Origin of the sequence: Haloferax sp. YSSS75, assembly GCF_046764215.1 — an archaeon.
Classification (GTDB): domain Archaea; phylum Halobacteriota; class Halobacteria; order Halobacteriales; family Haloferacaceae; genus Haloferax.
In genome coordinates this window covers 2,216,701-2,236,268 of the sequence record NZ_CP177206.1, presented here as the reverse complement: position 1 = coordinate 2,236,268, position 19,568 = coordinate 2,216,701, and the positions used below count along the sequence as shown (strand labels likewise).

The following is a 19,568-nucleotide window of genomic DNA, read 5'->3' as shown; positions in this document are numbered from 1 at the left end:
GGCTTACTGGAAGCCGAGACGGCCGTCGCGGGTGTCGGGCGAGAGTCCCTCGCGGGCCCCGCCTTTGAACTGGTCTTGAATCTGTTCGTAGTAGTTCATCAGGTCTTCGTTGATGGTCGGGCGGACCGACTCCATCGCCTTGCGGAAGTGCCGCATCTCGATTTCCGTGGCATCGCTGTCCTCGCGGAGCGCCTCGATAGCCGCTTCACGGCAGATGGATTCGAGGTCGGACCCGACGTAGCCGTCGGTGATTTCGGCAATCTCCCGGAGGCTCACGTCCGGGGCGAGCGGACTCTCTTGGGTGTGGATGTCGAGAATCTGTTCGCGACCCTTCTCTTCGGGTTGGCCGATGAGGACGAGACGGTCGAAACGACCCGAGCGGATGAGCGCCGGGTCGATCATGTCCGGGCGGTTCGTCGCCGCGATGACCATCACGTTTCCGGCGTCTTCGAGGCCGTCTAACTCCGTCAGGAGCTGGTTGACCACGCGCTCGGAGACGTTGTTGCCCATGTCTTGTCCGCGAGCGGGTGCGAGTGCGTCCAACTCGTCGAAGAAGATAATCGTCGGCGACACCTGCCGCGCCTTGCGGAACGTCTGCCGAATCGCTTTCTCCGACTCACCGACCCACTTCGACAGCAGTTGCGGCCCACGCACCGAGATGAAGTTCGCGTTCGTCTCGTTGGCGACGGCTTTCGCGATGAGCGTCTTCCCGGTTCCCGGTGGGCCGTACAGAAGGACGCCTTTCGGCGGTTCGATACCCATCCGGACGAACTTCTCGGGTGTCGTCAGCGGCCACTCGACACTCTCTTTGACCTTCTGTTTGGGCTCTTCGAGGCCACCCACGTCGTCCCACGTGACCTTCGGAATCTCGACGAGCACCTCGCGCATCGCCGACGGTTCCACCTCGCCGAGTGCACCGTTGAAGTCGTCGTTCTTGACGACCATCCGGTCGATGAGGCTCGGCGGGATGTCCTCTCTGTCGAGGTCGATTTCGGGTAAGTAGCGCCGCAACGCCTTCATCGCGGCCTCTTTGGTAAGCGCCTCGATGTCGGCACCGACGAACCCGTGGGTGTCGTCCGCCAAGTCGTCGAGATTCACGTCGTCCGACAGCGGCATGCCGCGGGTGTGAATCTGGAGAACCTCCTTGCGGCCTTCCTCGTCGGGGACGCCGATTTCGATTTCACGGTCGAACCGGCCGGGCCGGCGGAGTGCCGGGTCCACGGAATCGACGCGGTTCGTCGCCGCGATGACGATGACCTGGCCACGCGCTTCGAGGCCGTCCATCATCGTCAGCAGCTGGGCGACGACGCGGCGTTCGACTTCGCCGGTCACGTCCTCGCGCTTCGGCGCGATGGAGTCGAGTTCGTCGATGAAGATGATACTCGGGGACTCCTCTTTTGCGTCCTCGAATATCTCGCGGAGCTGTTGTTCGGACTCACCGTAGTACTTCGAGATAATCTCCGGGCCTGCGATAGAGAAGAAACTGGCAGACGTCTCGTTGGCAACCGCGCGGGCGAGCAGCGTCTTCCCGGTGCCGGGCGGGCCGTGGAGCAGCACCCCTTGCGGCGGTTCGATGCCGAGTTTCTTGAATATCTGCGGGTGCTTCATCGGCAGTTCGACCATCTCGCGGACGCGCTGAATCTCGTTGGTCAGCCCACCGATATCTTCGTAGGTGATGCCACCGCCGGTCTTCTCGAATCCGGAAATCGGCTCTTCGCGGAGTTCGACTTCGGTGTCCTCGGTGACGAGTGCGACACCTTCCGGTTTCGTCTCGACGGCGATGAGCGGAATCGCCTGTCCGGGCGACCGCATGAACGGGTGGTTCGTACTCGACATCACCGGGACGATGTCGCGTTCGACCACGGGCCGTTTGAGAATCTGCCGTTTGACCATTCCGGCCGCGTCGGACCCGAACTGGACACTCGCCTCTTCCGGCGGTGCCAACACGAGTTTCTCGGCCTTCTTGGCGTCTGCTTTGCGGATGGTCACACGCTCGCCGATACTCACGTCGGCGTTTTGCCGCGTGAACCCGTCGATGCGGACCGTATCTGTGTTCCAGTCCTGCCGGTCTGCCCGCCACACTTTCGCGGCGGTGGTCTTTCCTCCCTCGATCTCGATGATGTCTCCCGGCGAGAGCTTGAGATGGAGCAAGGTGTCCGGGTCAAGACGGGCGATACCACGCCCCGAGTCGTTCGGGTACGCTTTCGCCACTTCGAGTTGGACTTCGTTCATATGAATTACCTCGCGGGGATGCTGATACCTGTGGGAGGCCACCGGATAAGTCCTTCCCCGGTCTGTCCGGGGTGGCGTCTCCCGCTGGTGACAGCTTAGCACACAATAGGTCGGGTGGCTACTAATCCCTACCGACCCAACTGTTTTTGGTCACGCCGATGGCGGGCGTTTTTACCTTCGCATCCCGACCAGTCGTATCATGAGGCTTCTCGCGTTCGACGGCCGGATGGGTGCCAGCGGGGATATGCTCCTCGGCGCACTCGTCGCCGCCGGGGCAGACCCCGCTGTCTTGGCCCCCGTCGAAGACGCACTCGACGTGGAATATCGGATTCACGAGGTGGACAAAAACGGCATCACTGCGACCAAAGTGGACGTCTTGCTCGCCGAGACGGACGGCGGTGACCCTCGCGGTGAAGGCCACGACGACGACCACGGACGGGACCACGTCGCGTCAGAGAACGGAGGCGACACCGACGATTCGGACGACCCGCCCGAACACCGCCTGCGCGGCAACCTGTCCGTCGGTCACGGTCACACACACGACCACAGTCACGCTCACTCCCACGGCGACGACCACGACCATTCACACGGCGACGACCACACGCACGCCGAGGGTCACGGCCCCCACCGAACCTACCCCGAAGTGGTCAAACTCGTCGAGTCGATGGCGCTCCCGGCCGGCGTCGTCGAGGACGCGACGGCAATCTTCCGCATCCTCGGTGACGCGGAGGCGACGGTCCACGGCACGGACCTCGAAGACACCCACTTCCACGAAGTCGGCGCAGACGATGCCATCGCCGACGTCGTGGGGGCGTGTCTCCTCCTTTCTGACCTCGACGTCGACCGGGTCGTGACCGGCCCGGTTTCGGTTGGGGGTGGCGAAACGACGATGAGTCACGGCACCTACCCGATTCCCGCCCCGGCGGTACTCAACGTGGTCGAACGGGCCGACTGGTCCATCCGTGGCGGCCCCGTCGAGGCCGAACTGCTCACGCCGACTGGCGCGGCCATCCTCGCACACGTCGCCGAGGGTGTCGAGACGCTCCCCTCGATGTCGGTCGAATCGTCTGGCTACGGGGCCGGGGGGTGGGACTTCCCGGACCATCCGAACGTCCTTCGGGCAATCGTCGGCGACGGCGGGTCGCGACTCGTCCGCGACGAGATTTCTGTCCTCGAAACGAATCTCGACGACGCCTCACCCGAGATTCTCGGCAGTTTACAGGAGACGCTGAAAGACGCCGGCGCGCGCGACGTGACGATTCTCCCGACGACGATGAAGAAGTCTCGCCCCGGTCACCTCGTCAAAGTCGTCGTCAAACCCGAGGACGTCGAACGCGTCGCCTACCGACTCGCCGTCGAGACGGGGACGCTCGGCATCAGAGAACACGGCGCGGGCCACCGCTGGACCGCCCACCGGGAGTTCGAGACGGCGACGCTCGATATCGACGGCGACGCCTACGAGGTGACGGTGAAAGTCGCTAGCGACGTCGACGGTGTCGTCTACGACCGAAGCGCCGAGTACGACGACGCACTCGCCGTGGCGAAAGAGACTGGTCTCGCGGTTCGAGAGGTGATGCGTCGAGCGGTCGATGCCGTCACCCGTGACGACTGAAAAATAGGCCCAACCACCCGGTGATTACTGGTTGAACAGCGAGTGTGGGTTGCTGTGGTAGAAGTACCCCGCCGGGTTGTGGACGTGAACCCACACGTGGAGCGCCCAGACGAGGAAAGGAGCCCCGTTCTCACCCAGGTCGACTACCTCCCAGTGTTCGTGGTTTCCGCTGTCGTGGTCCGGGTCGTCGTGTGCGAACAGGTCCGGAGGGGATGTCGCGTACGGCCCTGCCTTCGGGACGAGGTACTCGATGGACCCGAGGACGGGTTGGCCGTCGCCGCCCTGTCCGTACGTCAGTGCTTGTGGCTTCGTCCGGTCGACTGTGCCGATGAGGTCGAACCGAGCGTAGTGATACCCCTGCCCCTGGAAGAACGGCGTCACCTGGACGTATCCGTCTGCCAGCGCCTTCTTCAGGTTGTTGTATTTCGCGGTTGCCGACCTGACTTCCGCGAGTTCACCCTTCAACCCACTCGGATGTGCCGCGGCGGTGCCGGCGAATCCGCCCACGGCGAGTGCCCCTACGCCGAGTGCTTTCAGATACGTTCTGCGCCCAATCGATGCTGGTTGTGATTCCATGCCTGTAGCTAGTGTCACGCGACAGGAGTGGTTAGGTATGAACCGGCGACCGTGCGTCTCGTTATTTGGAGGTCAGTTTACTTTGAAATTATCAGTAACGCCGAATGACATCACTCACTGTCAGGTAGGTCGTCTACGAACTCTCGAACCAACGGCACGAGGTCAGCGCCGAACTCCTCTTGGACGTAGTGGCCGACGCCGAAGAGGCGAACCGTCGTCGAGTCGTCGAACAGTCCTTCGAACGTCCGGAGTTCGGCAGGTCTGAACGCTCCGTCTTCCATGCCCCAGATGAGTCGTGCCGGGATGTCCGCGATGTTCTCACGTCGTTGCCAGAGCGACGAGAGCCACGTCCGGGACCCGAGGATTGCCTGTGGGAAGACACCGACTCCGGTCCGGTCGTTTCGGTTGGCCAGTCGGTACTGTTGGCGTGCGGCGTCGGTGAACTTCGAGCGGTCTGCGAACCCCATCGGCATAACCACCCGCGTGAACAGGTCGAACCGCTCGATGAGTTCGCGGCCAATACGCCCACCGAGCAGTCGGGAAAAGCGCGCGAAATGCGGGTCGTCGTTGACGGGCCACATCCACGTGTTCATCACGACGAGGCCTGCGACGTTTTCGGGGTGGTCGATGGCGTACGAGAGGCCGATTGGCCCGCCCCAGTCTTGAACGACGAGGACGACGTCTTCGAGTCCGAGTTCGTCGACGAACGCTTCGAGGACGTCGGCGTGGTCTTCGGGTCGGTACGAGAAGTCCGCCGGACGTTCAGAGAGGCCGAACCCGAGGTAGTCGAGAGCGACGCAGCGATACTCGTCTCGTAGTCCACGAATCAGGTGTCGGTAGAGAAACGACCACGTCGGATTCCCGTGGAGCATCACGAGCGTCGCCTTCCCGCCATCGTCCGGACCTTCGTCGACGTAGTGCACTGCCCCCGCCGAGAGGCCGAGACACTTCGATTCGAACGGGTACGCCGACCGGTCGACCCACCCGGTTCCGGTGTGTGCCATCGAGATGGCGTCGTCGACGGCGGTTGGACTGATGGATGTCATAGGAGACGTACGCGTGCAATCGAAATAAAACCGAACCAGCGAACGCGGCGATTTCCGGAAATTCAGGGGTTAGGAACTGCCTTCTCGGTGTCTCGGGTGTCGCATCTGCCGTCTTGGCTGGGTGCCACCGCGACTGTCACTCCTCCCGCGTCCGGTGTTCGTCGAGGGCCTCGTCGATACTCAGTTCACCGCCGGCCACCCGGCGAGCGAGTTCGTCGTCGATAGTCCGGCTATCGTCCGACTGTTCCCGAGAGCGAGCTTTGATGCGTTGGAGTTCCCCGTCGGTCGGTTCTATCTCCCGCGACTCGATTGGGTCGCCGGCCATCCGGGCGATGTTGACGGCGGCGAGGACGTCACCCATCCCGCGGGCGCCCGAACCGAGATACGGTGTCGTCCCCGTCTCGTCGACGAGTTCGACCGGAACCTCGTCGAGGTCGTTTATCAGTTTCGCGCCCTGCAGGCGTGCGCCGTCGCCGATGCGGACCACCGGGTCGATGGCGTCGTGTGTCTCCTGTCGGATGACGTCGACTGCGTCCGCCAACGGGACGTGAAACGCCGCGACGACGGTGTCTCCCGAGAGGATTGCGATGCCGGGTCTCGTTCCCGGGTCCACGCCGACGACCATCCGCCCGCCGCCACCGCGAAGCGTCGCGAGTGCCTCGTCGACGGCACGCCGAGCGTCGTCACCGGTCGCTGTCACCCGCGAGACGGCGGCGTCAGTCTTCACGTCGTCGTCCGGGGCGGTGATGAGGACGCGCGCTCGTTCGGGAACCGGGTCGCCCGGTTCGATGGTCGTGAAGGTGACTCCTCGACTACGTAATTCAGCCACGGCTTCGTGGTAGAGTTCGAAGTCCGCGGTGGCGACGACTATCACGGATGGGGGTTGGCGACGGGACGGAATAAATCGTGTTGCGCAGGTCGCCACCCGGGCGTCGGGTGGACCGAGGGCTTTTTCGGCCGGTGGCGCACACTTCCGTCCGTGACAGAGCCAGTCTCCACCGGATGTGCTTCGCTCGACGACCTGCTCGACGGTGGGTTCGAACGCGGTACCGTCACGCAGGTGTACGGTCCGCCAGCCGCCGGCAAGACGAACGTCGCGCTCTCTGCGGCCGTCAACGTCGCGGCCGACGGTGGGACCGTCGTCTACATCGACACCGAGGGGTTGTCGGTCGACCGCTTCCAGCAACTCGCGGAGGCCGTTGCGCCCGCAGACGTGGAGGCTGTGACCTCGCGGCTGATGATTAGCGAGGCGTACGATTTCGAAGACCAGGAAGAAGCCGTTCGCGACGCCGCCGAGTTCGTCGACCGAGCCGATTTGATAGTCGTCGACTCTGCGACTGGCTTTTACCGACTCGAACGAACCGCCGAGGGCGACGGTGGCGAGTCGCTTCGGCGAGTCGCCCGACAGGTGACCCACCTGCTGTCGCTCGCACGCAAACACGACCTCGCTGTGGTCCTCACGAACCAGGTGTACTCTGACCCCGAGAGTGACCGGACACGCGCGCTGGGTGGCCACACGCTCGAACACTGGACAGGAACTGTAATCCGTCTCGACCGGTTCCGCGGCGGCAACCGACGGGCGACACTCGAAAAACACCGCGCGAAACCCGCTGGCGAGACGGCGACGTTCAAGATAACCGACCGCGGGCTCTCCAGCACGGACTTATAAAAAGAGGTCGACGGGGCCGAACTCGGTCGGCCCGGTAGTGTTCGTACTCGGTTCGGATGCGCTCGGATTGTGCTTACAGTTCGTTCAGTTTCCGCAGGAGTTGGCCGCGGTAGCGCTCGTCGGCCTCGAAGCCCTTCACTTCGAGCACGTTGCGTTCGAGTTTGTCGAGCGCGACGTGGAACGCGTGTTCCGACCCGTAGCCCTCGCCACTCCCGGCCAGTTGGCCGTGGCTCGTTCGAAGCCGAATCTGGCACTGGATGAGGGGCGTCCCGCGAAGTTTCTCTTTGTGCTCGTGGAAGCGGACGTGCGCGTGGAGGACGCTCATCCGCTGGTACTTGTCGGCAACCTCGGTGATAGCCGAGATGATGTCCTGACGGCTGAGCGTCTCCAAGAGTCCGACGTTCGTGACCTGCACGTCCATCCGCTCTTCTTCCGTGTAGGTGAGCGCGCGGAGCACGTCAGTCTTCGTCAGCACGCCGAGCACTTCTCCGTCGTCGTCTTTCGGGGTGACGACGAGGCCGGCGATGTCGTTTTCGAGCATCCGGGCGACGGCGTCGCGGACGCTCTCTTCGGGCGTCGCCGTGAGCGCCGGACTGGTCATCAGGTCGTAGACCGGCAGGTCTAACATCCGGTCGGTGTCACCGCGGCGGTCCTGTTTGCCCTGTCGGCCCTCGTCGCGAACCATGAACTCGACGAGGTCGTACGTGGTCAAGACCCCGGCGAGACGGTTGTCGGGCGTGAGGACCGGAAGGCGCGAGATGCCGTGTTCGCGGAGTCGGTTGATTGCCTGTCCGAGGTGGTCACGCTCGCCGATGGTGACCACGTCGTCGGTGTAGATTTGTTCGACGGTCAGTGCGTCGAGATTGTCGAGAACGGCTTCGAGGATGTCGTTCTGGGTGATGATGCCGTACTGCTTTTCACCCTCGTAGACCGGGGCGACTTTCGTGTCGCCCTCGACGAGCATCCGTGCGACTTCACGCACGTTCTCGTGTCGGTCGATTTTCGGAACCGCCTTCGTCAGCGCGGCGGCTTTGGTGTTGTCCTCGACGTGCGAGTTGATGAGTTGCTTCTCACCGATGACGCCCGCGTATTCACCGTCCTCGGTGACGATAATTCCTTTAGGGTTTTCCCGCTCGAAGATGGAGCGGACTTTGCCTAATCGCTCGTTAACGTCGACCTCGATGAAATCAGGAGTGGCGATATCAGCAATATCCATAATACATCCTGATATACAACGCGTCCTATCTTGAAACTTCGTCCCGTTTCCACCGCTCAAGAAGTAACGAAATCGCAAGGCATCGGTGAGTCTGAACGGCCGAATTCGGTTAGTTGACGGTCCGTGCGCCTCATTAACACACTCGCGTCTGCCGTTAACGTGACGTTGGAGCGACATCACGCCGCCAATCCCGCCGCGCCGTGTCTCACCGAATACACACGACTTCCCGGTCAGCAAAACTGATACACCGAAATCCATCGATGAATATTCTCCTAATCCAGCGGGTAGGAGTGTCCTAACCGCCTAAATTCGAACATCTAGCCTCTCCATACTTACACGCTTTCCGGTCGTTCTACTTTTCGAGAGTATGGTGACTCCTGACAAGAACTCTGAAACAGACCGCCACGATGGCGAAGAATCGTTCCGAGCAGACGGCTCGGGGCGCGCAGAACTCGTCCCGACGACGGGGCCCAACGTGATGGCTGCGCGTACGATGGAACTTCCAGTTCCGCAAACCGACCGTATCGAATACGGTCAATCCGACGTCCAGACCGACGCCGACGCTGCCGACGGCGAGGAAGAAGAGACGCCAGAGACGCTCCGAGAAGCAGTTCTCCGAGAGGTCAAAGCGTTCTTCGCGGCCCTCGACGACGACACGGCGTTCGCGCCGGCACCGAACGAGCAGTTCATAGAAGAGAACTTCTTCGACTTCTCGTTCCTCGAAGGCGTCCAAGATATCGAACACTACTGGGTGAACAAACCCTTCGCGTTCGTCTCGATTCTGTACGACCACAAGCAGCGAGAGTACCGCTACCACGTGAGCGAACCAGTCCTCGACCACTTCGAGAAGTTCGTCCGCGACGACCTCACGAAGATTCTCCGCAACAGCTTGCTCTACCGTGACCTCGACCACGAAGGCGACCGAGAGGACGTCTTCGACGACGAGGCGCGCGATATCATCTCGGAGCACGCCGCGACGGTCGAAGACGGGTCGCTCTGGAAGTTGTTCTACTTCCTGCTCCGCGACTTCATCCACTACGGCCGTATCGACCCGGTGATGCGCGACCCTGGAATCGAAGACATCTCCTGTGACGGTGACGGCGTCCCGGTGTACATCTTCCACGGTGTCTACCGCGACATGCCGACGAACGTCGTCTTCGACGACGGCGACCTCTCGTCGTACACGATTCGCCTCGCACAGCGTGCCGGCAAGCAGGTGACAGTCTCCGACCCGCTGGTCGACGCCAGCCTTCCGGATGGGTCTCGCGTCCAACTGACGCTCGGGTCCGACATCGCGACGCGCGGGTCGAACTTCACCATCCGCAAATTCGCTGACGAACCGCTGACGCCAGTCGACCTCGTGCGCTGGAACACCTTCAGCGTCGAACAGATGGCCTACTTCTGGTTGGCCATCGAGAACAACAAGAGTCTCGTCTTCGCGGGCGGGACGGGGTCGGGTAAGACCACCTCGATGAACGCAGTGTCGTTCTTCGTCCCCGGATACGCGAAAGTCGTCTCTATCGAGGACACGCGCGAAATCACGCTGCCGCACGACAACTGGATTCAGTCGGTCACCCGTGACACCTTCACGGCCGACGGCCGCGGCGAAGTGTCGATGTACGCGCTCTTGCAGGCCGCGCTCCGACAGCGCCCCGAATACCTGCTCGTCGGTGAGATTCGGACCGAAGAACGCGTCGCACTGACGTTCTTCCACTCCATCGCGACGGGCCACACCGCGTACACGACGTTCCACGCGGACTCCGCGCAGGGCGTGGTCCACCGGATGCGGAACGAACCGCTCGGCGTGCCTTCCCAGATGCTGTCGGACCTCGACATCATCTCCGTCCAGAAGCAGACTCACCTCGACGGCGACCGGACGCGCCGAAACGTCTGCGTCACCGAAATTGTCGGTGTCGACGAAGACGGCGAAGTCGAACTTCGAGACGTCTTCAAGCGGAATCCGACCGACGACACGCACGAAAAGGTGGCTGATTCGAAGGTCCTCGACGAAATCGCGACCGAACGTGGCTGGACCGCGGCCGAACTCCAGTACGAAATGGACGTTCGCGCCGACGTCCTCCGCTACATCGCCGCACAGGGAATCGAAGATTACCGCGCCGTCGCGTCCGTCATCCGTCGCTTCGAGCGTGACCGCAAGGGCCTCCTCGAAGAGGTCTACGAGGAAACGTCGCTCGTGTCCGTCGACACCGACGACGACGCGGACGACGCAGTCGACGACACCCAACTCGCAGAAGAGGCCGAAGAGATTCTCTCGGACCTCTTCGACATCGAAGTCGGCGGGTCAGACGGTGACGTCGCAGAGACCGATGGCGGAAACGAAGCGGGTGACGCCGAAAGCGACGACGCTGACGACGCAGTGCCCACCGACTCCGACCACACGTCCGAGGAAGACGCCGACGCGTCTGCTGATGAAGACGTGACCGACGAGGACGATTCGGAGGAGTCCGATGCCCGCTAACTCACCGTCTTCGGTCCCGCTGCCCGACTACGAAGTCGAGCAGTACTTCCCACGCGAACACTTCGACGAATCGCCCGAAGACGTCAGTCGCCTCCGCGAACGCTACGGGTACATCCGCACGTACTTCAAGCGCCACCCGGGTGGCCACCGTGACCTCCAGCGCTGGCTGAACCAGTCTCGCGTGGGCGTCACCTACGACGTCTACCTCACCCAGTCGGTCAAACTGGCGTTCGTCGCCGCGCTGCTCGGTTCGCTCCTCGGCGTCGGTGTGACGCTCGTCCTCACTCGGATGGGCGTGCTGGCGAACGCCAGTAGCCCCGTGAACTTCGGCGTCGGGTACAACCTCGTCGCGCCACTGCTCCCGTACAAGGTGCCCATCCTCGGGACGCTCCTCGTCCTCATCCTCGGTGGACTGTTCGGCGCAGGGACGTACTACACACGCTACTATCTCCCGAAACAGCGTGCCGAGATGCGCGGCCGGAGCGTCGACATCCTGCTCCCACACGCCATCGTCTACATGTACGCCCTCAGTCACGGCGGGATGAGCTTCCTCGAAGTCATCCGCAGCGTGGCCGACGCGCCCGACTACGGCGAGGTGTCCCGCGAGTTCGAGATGATAGAACGCGACATGGCGCTGTTCGGGAACGACCTGTTCACGGCCCTGCGCAACGCGCGCAACCTGACGTCGTCTCTCAACTTCGAGCAGTTCCTCGACGACTTGCTCTCGATTCTCGACTCCGGTGGCGACGTCACCGCGTTCTTGGACCGTGAGTCGTCGACCTATCTCGAAGAGGCACGTGACGAGCAGGAAGACTTCATCGAGACGCTCTCGATGCTCTCGGAAGTGTTCGTCGCGGCGTTCGTCGCCGCACCACTGCTGCTCATCGTCACGCTGATGGTCATCAGTTTCCTCGGCGGCGACACGATTGGCCAACTGTACGCGCTGAACTACCTCATCTTCCCGCTCGGGATGATGTTGTTCTTGCTACTCATCGACGTGCTGTCGGCGCCGTACACGCAGGACGCGGTCCGGACGAAACACGACGTGACCATCGTCGAAGAGATTCGCACGGCCCTCCGCGACTTCGCGGGGGTCGTCCGACGCGAAATCGCACGCGCCCGCGAAGACCGATGGGGTACGGACACTGCAGTCGCATCGGACGGTGGCGTCGCCGACGCTCGTCGCGACCACTACCGCCGAGCGAACGTCGTCCACGAGCTCCGACGCCTCGTCGGAAACCCCGTCGAAATCATGCGACGACAACCGTACCTCTCGGCGCTCATCACGGTGCCAATCGCAATCGCGGCACCCATCGCCGTCGTCACGCTCGGCCTTGCGACGCCCAGTATCGACGCGATGCTGGCCGACCCGTACAACACGACGGTTTGGCTCGTCGTCCTCCCGTTCGCCATCGTCGCCATCCCGCTGACCGTGTTCCACGAGATGCGGACGCGCCGCGAACGGACTCTCGAACGACGCTTCCCCGACACGCTCAACCTGCTGTCGAGTGCGAACCAGATGGGCATCCCGCTCGTCGAGGCGCTCGCACTCGTCTCGCGGTGGTCCAGCGGCATCCTCGCGGACGAACTCCGCGCGCTCCGAAACGACATCCGGTGGAACCACGACGCCCACTCGGCGCTCATGGCGTTCTCCAGTCGCCTCGGCGTGCCGCAACTGTCGCGGGTCATCCGCCTCATCGCGAGCGGTGGCCGGACCAGCGGTGACCTCTCGCGGGTCCTCAGCGTCGCCGCCGAGGACACGCGAAACCGGTACAAACTCGAAAAATCCCGACGTCGCGCCATGGGTTCGTACATTGCCATCGTCGTCATGGGATACCTCGTCTACCTGTTCGTCATCCTCATGCTGGGTGCGAGTTATCTCGCTCCACTCGCCGAGATGTCCGCGAGTGGGCAGACAGGTGGCGTCAGCGGACAGGGACTCCCAATCGGGCTCTCTGCCGTCCCGCTCGCCAACTTCCACGTGGTGTTCTTCCACTCCGCGCTCATCCAGGCCGTCGGAAGTGGACTCCTCGCCGGAAAACTCGCAGACAACAGTGCCCTCAGCGGGCTGAAATACGCCCTCGGCCTGTCCGCGCTGGCGCTCGTCGCCTTCGCATTGGTGTAAACACATGACCCACAAAACCCCCTCCAAACACATACTGTCGCCACTCAGGCACGTCTCGCGCGAGCTCGCCGCCCGTTTCGGCAGCGATAGCTCGCACCTCAGAACAGACGAACGCGGTGCATCCGCCATCCTCGGCACGATGTTCGCGTTCGCGCTCGTCGTGTCTGTCGTCGCGATGGTGCAAGTCTCGGCGGTTCCCGCGTGGAACCAACAGACCGAGTTCGAGCACCTCCAGTCCGTCGAGAGCGAGTTCGCCACGTTCGACGAACGTATCGCGAAAGCCTCGTCAGGAACGCCCAGTCGGGCGACTATCGAGGCTGGCGTCGATTACCCGACGCGCGCGTTGTTCCTCTCACCCGCCGCAGGGTCCGGAACGATTCGAACGACTGACCCGACGACTGCGAGCATAGCCAACGCACAGTCTGTCGGGTCGTCGGCGGGATACTGGAACGGCGACGTCCACGAGTTCGACCAGCAACTGTTCGTCTACCAACCCGACTACCGCTACCTCCAGAGCGACCCCGCCCTCACCCACGAGGGCGTCGTGCGCTACACCCAGTACGAGTCGGGTGACGTCGGTGCGACCCAGTCGCTCGTCGACGGAAACCGAATCTCGCTCGTCCTCCTCGAAGGTGACGTGAACGTCGGCGCACAGGACGCGACGACGTTCAGTGTCGTGCCCGTGAGCGCAGGGACGGACTACATCAGCGTGACCGACAACGGCACGCCAATCGAGATATCCCTCGCGACGCGTCTCTCGGAATCGACGTGGAACGAACTCCTCGCGAGTGAACCCAACGCACACGTCGCATCGTACACCACTGGCCCCGACTACAACACCGTCGTCGTGCAACTCGCCGGTGGGAAGGTCTACGACCTGCACATCGCGCGTGTGGGCATCGACACGCCCGGCACGCCGCAAGACCCCGAGTACATCGTGGATATCTCCGGTGACGGTGAGACGCTCCCACCGGGTGCCTCGCACCTCGCCGTGGTCGAAGTCCGCGACGCACAGAACAACCCCGTCGTCGACGCGAAGGTCGCAACCGACCACGCACGCGTCGAGGCCCGAGACACGGGCACCTGGTCGACGTCGACCGACGAAGCTGGCCGGGCGACGTTCGTCTACACCGCCCCGAGTTCGCCCGACGGTGTGGTTCCCGATAGTTTCGACGTCTACGTCAAGGATGGAGACGGGAACGAAATCGACCGCGTCACGTTCGACGTGGAGACGCGCGAGGGTGGCCCGTCGTCGCCCGACCGTGGCCTCATCGCCGCGGTGGACGACCCCGGCCAACCCTTCGAAGATGCCAACGGTGACCGCATCTACAACCCCGCTGACGGAGACGTCCTCGTCAACACGAGTGACGTTCGAGACGGCAGCTACGCCGCCGACAGCGACAAGATGCTCGTCATCCCGCGGAGCGTCGGCACAATCGTCGCTCCGACGATAGACCTCAGCGGTGGTGAGGGCATCTCGCTCCACACCGACCTCATCGCGACGCAGAACGACATCACGCTGAACGGCGGCGACGGTCCAATCTACGCGATTGGAACTCGTCTCACGTCCGCCTCTGGCGACGTGAATATCGAGACGACGGGCACCGCTGACTTCACCGGTGCGTCGGTTATCTCGCTCGGCGACGTCGTGTTGACGACGGGTGGCGACCTCACACTCACGAGGTCCGGCATCACGTCCGAGAAAGACACCGGTGTGCTCGAAGTGACCTCCACCGGGAACATCAGCGCCAGAGATGCCGACATCTCCGGGAAAGGCGACGTCGCTGTCACCGGGGCAGCAGTCGACCTCTCCGGTGCCGGTATCTCTTCGACGAAGGACACGAAGACCCTCAAAGTGACCTCGACGGTGGGTGGCATCAACCTCGTCGGCGTCGTCATGGACGGCGACGGTGGCATCGATATCGATTCCGAGAAGGCTATCTACCTCCGCGGTGGCAGTCTCTCGTCGTCGAAGACGAACGCTGACATCGTCGTCGAGGCCAAGACCGGTATCAGCGCCGAGGAAGCCTCCATCGTCTCACCGAGGAACATCGACATCGACGCAGGAACGTACGTCGACGTGACGAAGGCGACGATAACCGCCAACAGCGACGACTCTGGCAACGACCAACTGTTCATCGTCGCTGGGAACGAAAACGACAACAAGGGTGTGGACTGCACCGACGCGTCCATCACCCCGTACGACCCAGACGACGTGGAGTGTTCGTTATGAACCTCCCGGGTGGACGTGGACGAGGAACGTCTGAAATCCTCGGCCTCGTGTTCGCGTTCGGTCTCGTCGTCTCGCTCATCGCGACGGCGCAGTTAGCCATGACGCCGGTGCTGACCGCGGGTGACGAGGCTGACCACCAGCACCGCGTGATTTCCGACCTCGCCGAACTCGATTCGGCAGTCTTCGCTGCCGCAGGCACAGACCAGTCCGGTCGCGTCGCCGTCGACACCGACGTCTCGTACCCGGAGCGGTATCTCATCGTCTCACCGCCGCAGGCGACTGGCACCTTCGCCACCGTCGCGGGTGGGTCAGTCACAATCTCGAACGTCACGGCAGTCGGGTCTGCGAACTCCTACTGGGACACGTCCGAAGAGACGTTCTCCACACAGGCGCTGGTCTACTCCCCCGACTACGCTGAGCGTACCACCGAGCGGCTATACGTCGAATCCGGCGTCGCCTACCTCGAAGCGGCAGACGGAACCGAAGTCGTCCACCGCCAGTCGCTGGTCCGCGGGACGGACATCACACTCGTCCTCCTCGAAGACCAACTCGACGGCCAATCCGTCGCGGGACAGACTGTCCGATTCACACCGGTTGCTGCGAGCGACCGGACTGTGACCGTTCGGTCGAGTTCAGAGAATCCGCTCACCGTGACGGTGCCGACGACGCTCTCGAACGACACGTGGCAGGAACTCCTGGCAGACGAACCGTACGTCACCAACGTCATGTACGCATCTGCCGGCCCGGGAACCGACCACGCGGACCTGACGGTCGAACTCGCGCCCGGCCTGTACGACCTGCACCTCGCGAGGGTGAGCGTCGGGTCGTCTTCGACCGGTGGTGATGTCGGTATCGCCGCGGTAGACGACCCTGCTTCGTCCGTCGCGTACCTCTCGCTCGAATCGTCCAACGGAACCTGGGTTCCGACCGGTGGCCGAGAGACCATCGTCGTCAGAGCACTCGACCGCTCGGGTGCCCCTGTCGCCGGTGCAGAAATCAGTTGGACTGGCGGTTCCTACGGTTCCGTCTCGGCTCCGAATGGCCTCTACACCGACGAGGACGGCCGAGTCGAGTTGCGATACCAGACGACAGACACGATGGCCGACGAGATTGCCACCGACTCGATAACGGTCCATCTCGCCGGAGACCCCACGAAGTCTGTCACCGTGGAGTTCGAAATCCGTCGGTTCGACGAAGGAGTTGACCTCTACGAGGGGTAACCCGCACTGATTCGGTTTGTCAGTGTCACCGCACTCCGGGGTGAGAATTAACACACCCCACACCATACCTCATTCTCATGGCCTTCGACCCCGATAGAACCTCGACTGTCACCTTCGACTCCTACAGTACACTCGTCGACGTCGACGCCGCCGAGAAGGCACTCTCTGACCGCGTCGCCGACCCGGAACCTGTCTCGAAACTCTGGCGGGCACGTTCGCTCGAATACACGTTCGTCGGAAACCACATCGACGAGTATCGACCATTCTACGAAGTGAACCGTGATGCGCTCCAGTACGCACTCGACGCTCACGACGTTCCGGTGTCGACGAGCGAACGTGACGAGATTCTCGCCGTCTACCACGAACTGGACGTCTTCGACGACGTCCGTGATTCCATCGAACGACTGCGTGATGCGGGCTACGCCTGTTACGTCGTCTCGAACGGGAACCCGGAGATGCTGGATTCGATGGTCGACCACGCGAACATCCGTCGCCTCCTCGACGGCATCGTCAGCGCCGACGAAGTCGAGGTGTTCAAACCCGACGCGGAACTCTACCGCCACGCCGCCGCCAGGACCGGAACCCCAATCGAGGAGATTGCACACGTGACTGCAGCGTGGTTCGACGTGATGGGTGCACAGCACGCTGGAATGCAAGGCGTCTGGGCGAACCGAAAGAACTCGCCGTGGGAACCGTTCGGCCCGGAACCAGACCTGACAGTCCCCGGACTCGCGGAGTTTGCCGACGAACTCGGTGTCTGACCGGGACTCTCCGGGGTCGCTTCACCGTGTCACATGCCACCAAATGCCAACTTTATTCGTTCTGAGCAGCCAACAAATTTCATGGAAAAGCGGCGAGTCAAAGGCGGGTTCTTCGCACTCGTGGGGTTCGTCCTCTCGCCACTGTCGTGGTGGAACGACGTCGTCGTCAACCTCCCGCTGGCCTACGCCTTCGGTATCGCTGTCGCTCTCATCTCGCGAGAGTGGTTTCTCCCGGGAGTCATCGTCGGGTACTGGTTGACGAACATCGTCGGATTCGTCTTACTCCACAAGGGGGCGATAGACGTGGTTGCCGACGAACCGGAACCGTACACCACTCGGCGTCTCGCTAAAGATATCTTCGTCTCTGTGGTGTACACCGTTCTCGTCGCCGCCCTCGTGTGGTTCGGTGTCTTGACCGTCCCCGACGGTATTCTGTCGGCACTCGGCCAGTGACGTCGTTGGTAACTGCGTCAAAAAACGGACCGAACAGCACTGGTGTGCTGTCGTGCTTCGTGTTCGAGCGGGCGATACGTGGTCAGGTCTGTGTTTCGAGTCAGTCGATTATGCCTCGCTTTCGACGGTTACGTTGGCGTCGTCAGTGACTGGTTCCCCGTCTGCCGTGTACGGTCCATCGTCACTACCACCCGACGTCACGAAGTCGAACTGCTGGTTGTCGTTCGAGTCGAGGTGCGCCATCGCAGTCAGCGTCGCGTCTTCGGACAGTTGTTCGTCGAGCGTCACCGCGACGCTCTGTTGCTCACCGGGTGGGAGGTAGCCAGACGCACCGAGAACGTCCCCACTCTCGTCGTGGATGACGATGTACCCACCTTCAGAGAGGTCAGCACTGGCGATGAGAACTGCGACGCCAGACGTCGACTGGTCGTCGAACTGGACCGACGCAGTCGGTTCTTCGGTCGGTTCTTCCGTGGTTGGCTCTTCCGTCGTCGGTTCTTCAGTCTCGAGCGTCACGTTGGCATCGTCGGTGATGGGTGTCCCGTTGTCGGTGTACGGACCGTCGTCAGCACCATCTGACGTGACGAAGTCGAGTTGCTGGTTGTCGTTGGTGTCGAGGTGCGGCATCGCCGTGAGTGTCGCGCTCTCAGCCAAGTTGTCGGGGAGGTTCACAACGATGTCCGTGTGCTCTCCGGGTTCGAGATACCCCGATGTACCGACCAGGTTTCCGTTTGCTGCGTGGATGACGACGAACCCACCCTCTGAGAGAGTTGCACTCGCAACCGTCACCGAAGAACCGCTAGTCGACTGGTCGTCGAACTGAACCGACGCAGTCGGTTCTTCGGTCGGTTCCTCAGTTGTTGGCTCTTCCGTGGTCGGCTCTTCCGTGGTCGGCTCTTCTGTGGTTGGCTCTTCAGTTGTTGGTTCCTCAGTCGTCGGTTCATCCATCTCGACGGTCACGGTGGCATCGTCGGTGACGGGCGTGCCGTTGTCGGTGTACGGACCGTCTTCAGCTCCGTCGGATGTGATGAAGTCGAGTTCCTGATTGTCGTTAGTGTCGAGGTGCGGCATCGCAGTCAACGTCGCGTTCGCCGTCAGTGGCTCTGCGAGCGTCACCACGATACGCTCGGAGTCTCCCGGTTCGAGATACTCCGACGCTCCGATGACCGCGCCACTCTCGTTGTGGATGGCGATGAAGCCTCCGTCTGAGAGTGAGGCGTTCGAAACGATTACCTCAGACCCGTTACTCACCTGGTCGTTGAACTCGACTGACGCCGTCGGTTCTTCGACGGTCGGTTCGCTGGAGATTTCCAGCGTGGTCAGTTCACCCATGTCGCGGGTCTCCACGCCGTGGATGTACGTTCCTTCTTCGAGCCCCGTGGTGTCGACTTCGAACGTAATCGTCTCCGTCTCGTTGGGGTTCAGTGCCCATCCTCTCCGCTCGACGACGTCACCTTCGAGGCGGAACTCGACGCACTGAATCAGCGGTGCGTCGTTCGGGTTGGAGATATTGGCTGTCACCGTCACCGTTGCTCCGGGTTCGACACTCGATGGTGCACTGAGGTTACTCACGTCGAACGATTCGTACGATTCGTTCGCCGGGAACGTGCACTCTTGTTGTTGTTGTACCTGTACCTGCGCTTGTTGCTGTTGGACTGCGTCACTCGGCCCCGACACCGCCTGTGTGTTACCAGCAGGCGCTGCAAAGCCGATTCCTGCAGCCGCGACTGTCATCAGCGCGGCGACGACAATCACTACCGCGATCTGTGGTCGTGTGTTCATATCTTTCCATTGACAACGTACTCAAACGAAGGGCAAAAGGTGACGAGATTGTTTCAGTAACTGTCTGACATGAGTATCAAGTTAGGAGAAGGAATTACGGAGTTAGAGAGTGTTTTAAGCGCTTACGGGTTCGTATTGACAGGTCTTTTGAGACATTCCAATCA

At 62.2% G+C, this 19,568-nt stretch carries 14 protein-coding genes; 8 read left to right on the top strand and 6 right to left on the bottom strand.

All coding sequences use genetic code 11. The features are described 5' to 3' along the window. Positions 1 to 3: 3 nt before the first annotated feature. Positions 4 to 2,232, bottom strand: a complete 2,229-nt coding sequence (locus ACK3R5_RS11825) for a CDC48 family AAA ATPase (RefSeq protein ID WP_411964254.1) — start codon at positions 2,230 to 2,232, stop codon at positions 4 to 6. Positions 2,233 to 2,431: 199 nt separating this feature from the next. Here ACK3R5_RS11825 and larC point away from each other — a divergent pair, with 199 nt between their 5' ends. After that, positions 2,432 to 3,844 carry a nickel pincer cofactor biosynthesis protein LarC gene (gene larC, locus ACK3R5_RS11820; RefSeq protein WP_411967091.1) on the top strand — a complete coding sequence of 471 codons (1,413 nt, stop codon included), beginning with the start codon at positions 2,432 to 2,434 and terminating at the stop codon, positions 3,842 to 3,844. 24 nt (positions 3,845 to 3,868) lie between these two features. Here larC and ACK3R5_RS11815 read toward each other — a convergent pair whose 3' ends face one another. The 3 genes from ACK3R5_RS11815 to ACK3R5_RS11805 all read right to left on the bottom strand — a co-directional run bounded on the left by ACK3R5_RS11815 (position 3,869) and on the right by ACK3R5_RS11805 (position 6,340). Beyond that, a complete protein-coding gene (locus ACK3R5_RS11815; RefSeq protein ID WP_411967090.1) occupies positions 3,869 to 4,420 on the bottom strand; it encodes a hypothetical protein in 552 nt (183 codons plus the stop codon). A 110-nt stretch (positions 4,421 to 4,530) separates the two neighbouring features. Further along, positions 4,531 to 5,466: an alpha/beta fold hydrolase gene (locus ACK3R5_RS11810; protein WP_411967089.1), complete on the bottom strand. Its 936-nt coding sequence runs from the start codon at positions 5,464 to 5,466 to the stop codon at positions 4,531 to 4,533. Positions 5,467 to 5,602: 136 nt separating this feature from the next. Further along, the gene (locus ACK3R5_RS11805) at positions 5,603 to 6,340 is read right to left on the bottom strand and encodes a hypothetical protein (RefSeq protein ID WP_411967088.1); all 738 of its coding nucleotides are present in this window, start codon (positions 6,338 to 6,340) and stop codon (positions 5,603 to 5,605) included. A gap of 105 nt (positions 6,341 to 6,445) precedes the next feature. Between ACK3R5_RS11805 and radB the strand changes: the two genes are divergently transcribed. Next, the gene (gene radB, locus ACK3R5_RS11800; RefSeq protein WP_411964249.1) at positions 6,446 to 7,135 is read left to right on the top strand and encodes a DNA repair and recombination protein RadB; all 690 of its coding nucleotides are present in this window, start codon (positions 6,446 to 6,448) and stop codon (positions 7,133 to 7,135) included. Between the two features lie 73 nt (positions 7,136 to 7,208). Here the strand turns inward: radB and ACK3R5_RS11795 are convergent, their stop codons facing one another. Further along, complete coding sequence (locus ACK3R5_RS11795) at positions 7,209 to 8,351, bottom strand: CBS domain-containing protein (protein WP_411964248.1); 1,143 nt, start codon at positions 8,349 to 8,351, stop codon at positions 7,209 to 7,211. 367 nt (positions 8,352 to 8,718) lie between these two features. On the opposite strand from ACK3R5_RS11795, the gene ACK3R5_RS11790 reads away from it, so the two are divergent. The 6 genes from ACK3R5_RS11790 (at position 8,719) to ACK3R5_RS11765 (ending at position 17,622) form a co-directional block, all read left to right on the top strand. Then, entirely contained in the window at positions 8,719 to 10,830 is a 2,112-nt protein-coding gene (locus ACK3R5_RS11790; RefSeq protein WP_411967087.1) for a type II/IV secretion system ATPase subunit, read from the top strand. Further along, entirely contained in the window at positions 10,820 to 12,955 is a 2,136-nt protein-coding gene (locus ACK3R5_RS11785; RefSeq protein WP_411967086.1) for a type II secretion system F family protein, read from the top strand. The genes ACK3R5_RS11790 and ACK3R5_RS11785 overlap by 11 nt, the downstream gene beginning before the upstream one ends. Positions 12,956 to 12,959: 4 nt before the next feature. Further along, entirely contained in the window at positions 12,960 to 15,188 is a 2,229-nt protein-coding gene (locus ACK3R5_RS11780) for a hypothetical protein (RefSeq protein ID WP_411964245.1), read from the top strand. Then, the gene (locus ACK3R5_RS11775) at positions 15,185 to 16,408 is read left to right on the top strand and encodes a hypothetical protein (protein WP_411967085.1); all 1,224 of its coding nucleotides are present in this window, start codon (positions 15,185 to 15,187) and stop codon (positions 16,406 to 16,408) included. Before ACK3R5_RS11780 ends, ACK3R5_RS11775 begins: the two co-directional genes overlap by 4 nt. A 77-nt stretch (positions 16,409 to 16,485) precedes the next feature. After that, positions 16,486 to 17,169 carry a haloacid dehalogenase type II gene (locus tag ACK3R5_RS11770; protein ID WP_411967084.1) on the top strand — a complete coding sequence of 228 codons (684 nt, stop codon included), beginning with the start codon at positions 16,486 to 16,488 and terminating at the stop codon, positions 17,167 to 17,169. An 81-nt stretch (positions 17,170 to 17,250) separates the two neighbouring features. Then, positions 17,251 to 17,622, top strand: coding sequence for a hypothetical protein (locus ACK3R5_RS11765; protein ID WP_411964242.1), 372 nt, complete (start codon positions 17,251 to 17,253; stop codon positions 17,620 to 17,622). Between the two features lie 108 nt (positions 17,623 to 17,730). Here ACK3R5_RS11765 and ACK3R5_RS11760 read toward each other — a convergent pair whose 3' ends face one another. Then, positions 17,731 to 19,404 (bottom strand): hypothetical protein, encoded by a 1,674-nt coding sequence (locus ACK3R5_RS11760; protein WP_411967083.1) that lies wholly within the window; start codon positions 19,402 to 19,404, stop codon positions 17,731 to 17,733. Between the last annotated feature and the right edge of the window lie 164 nt (positions 19,405 to 19,568).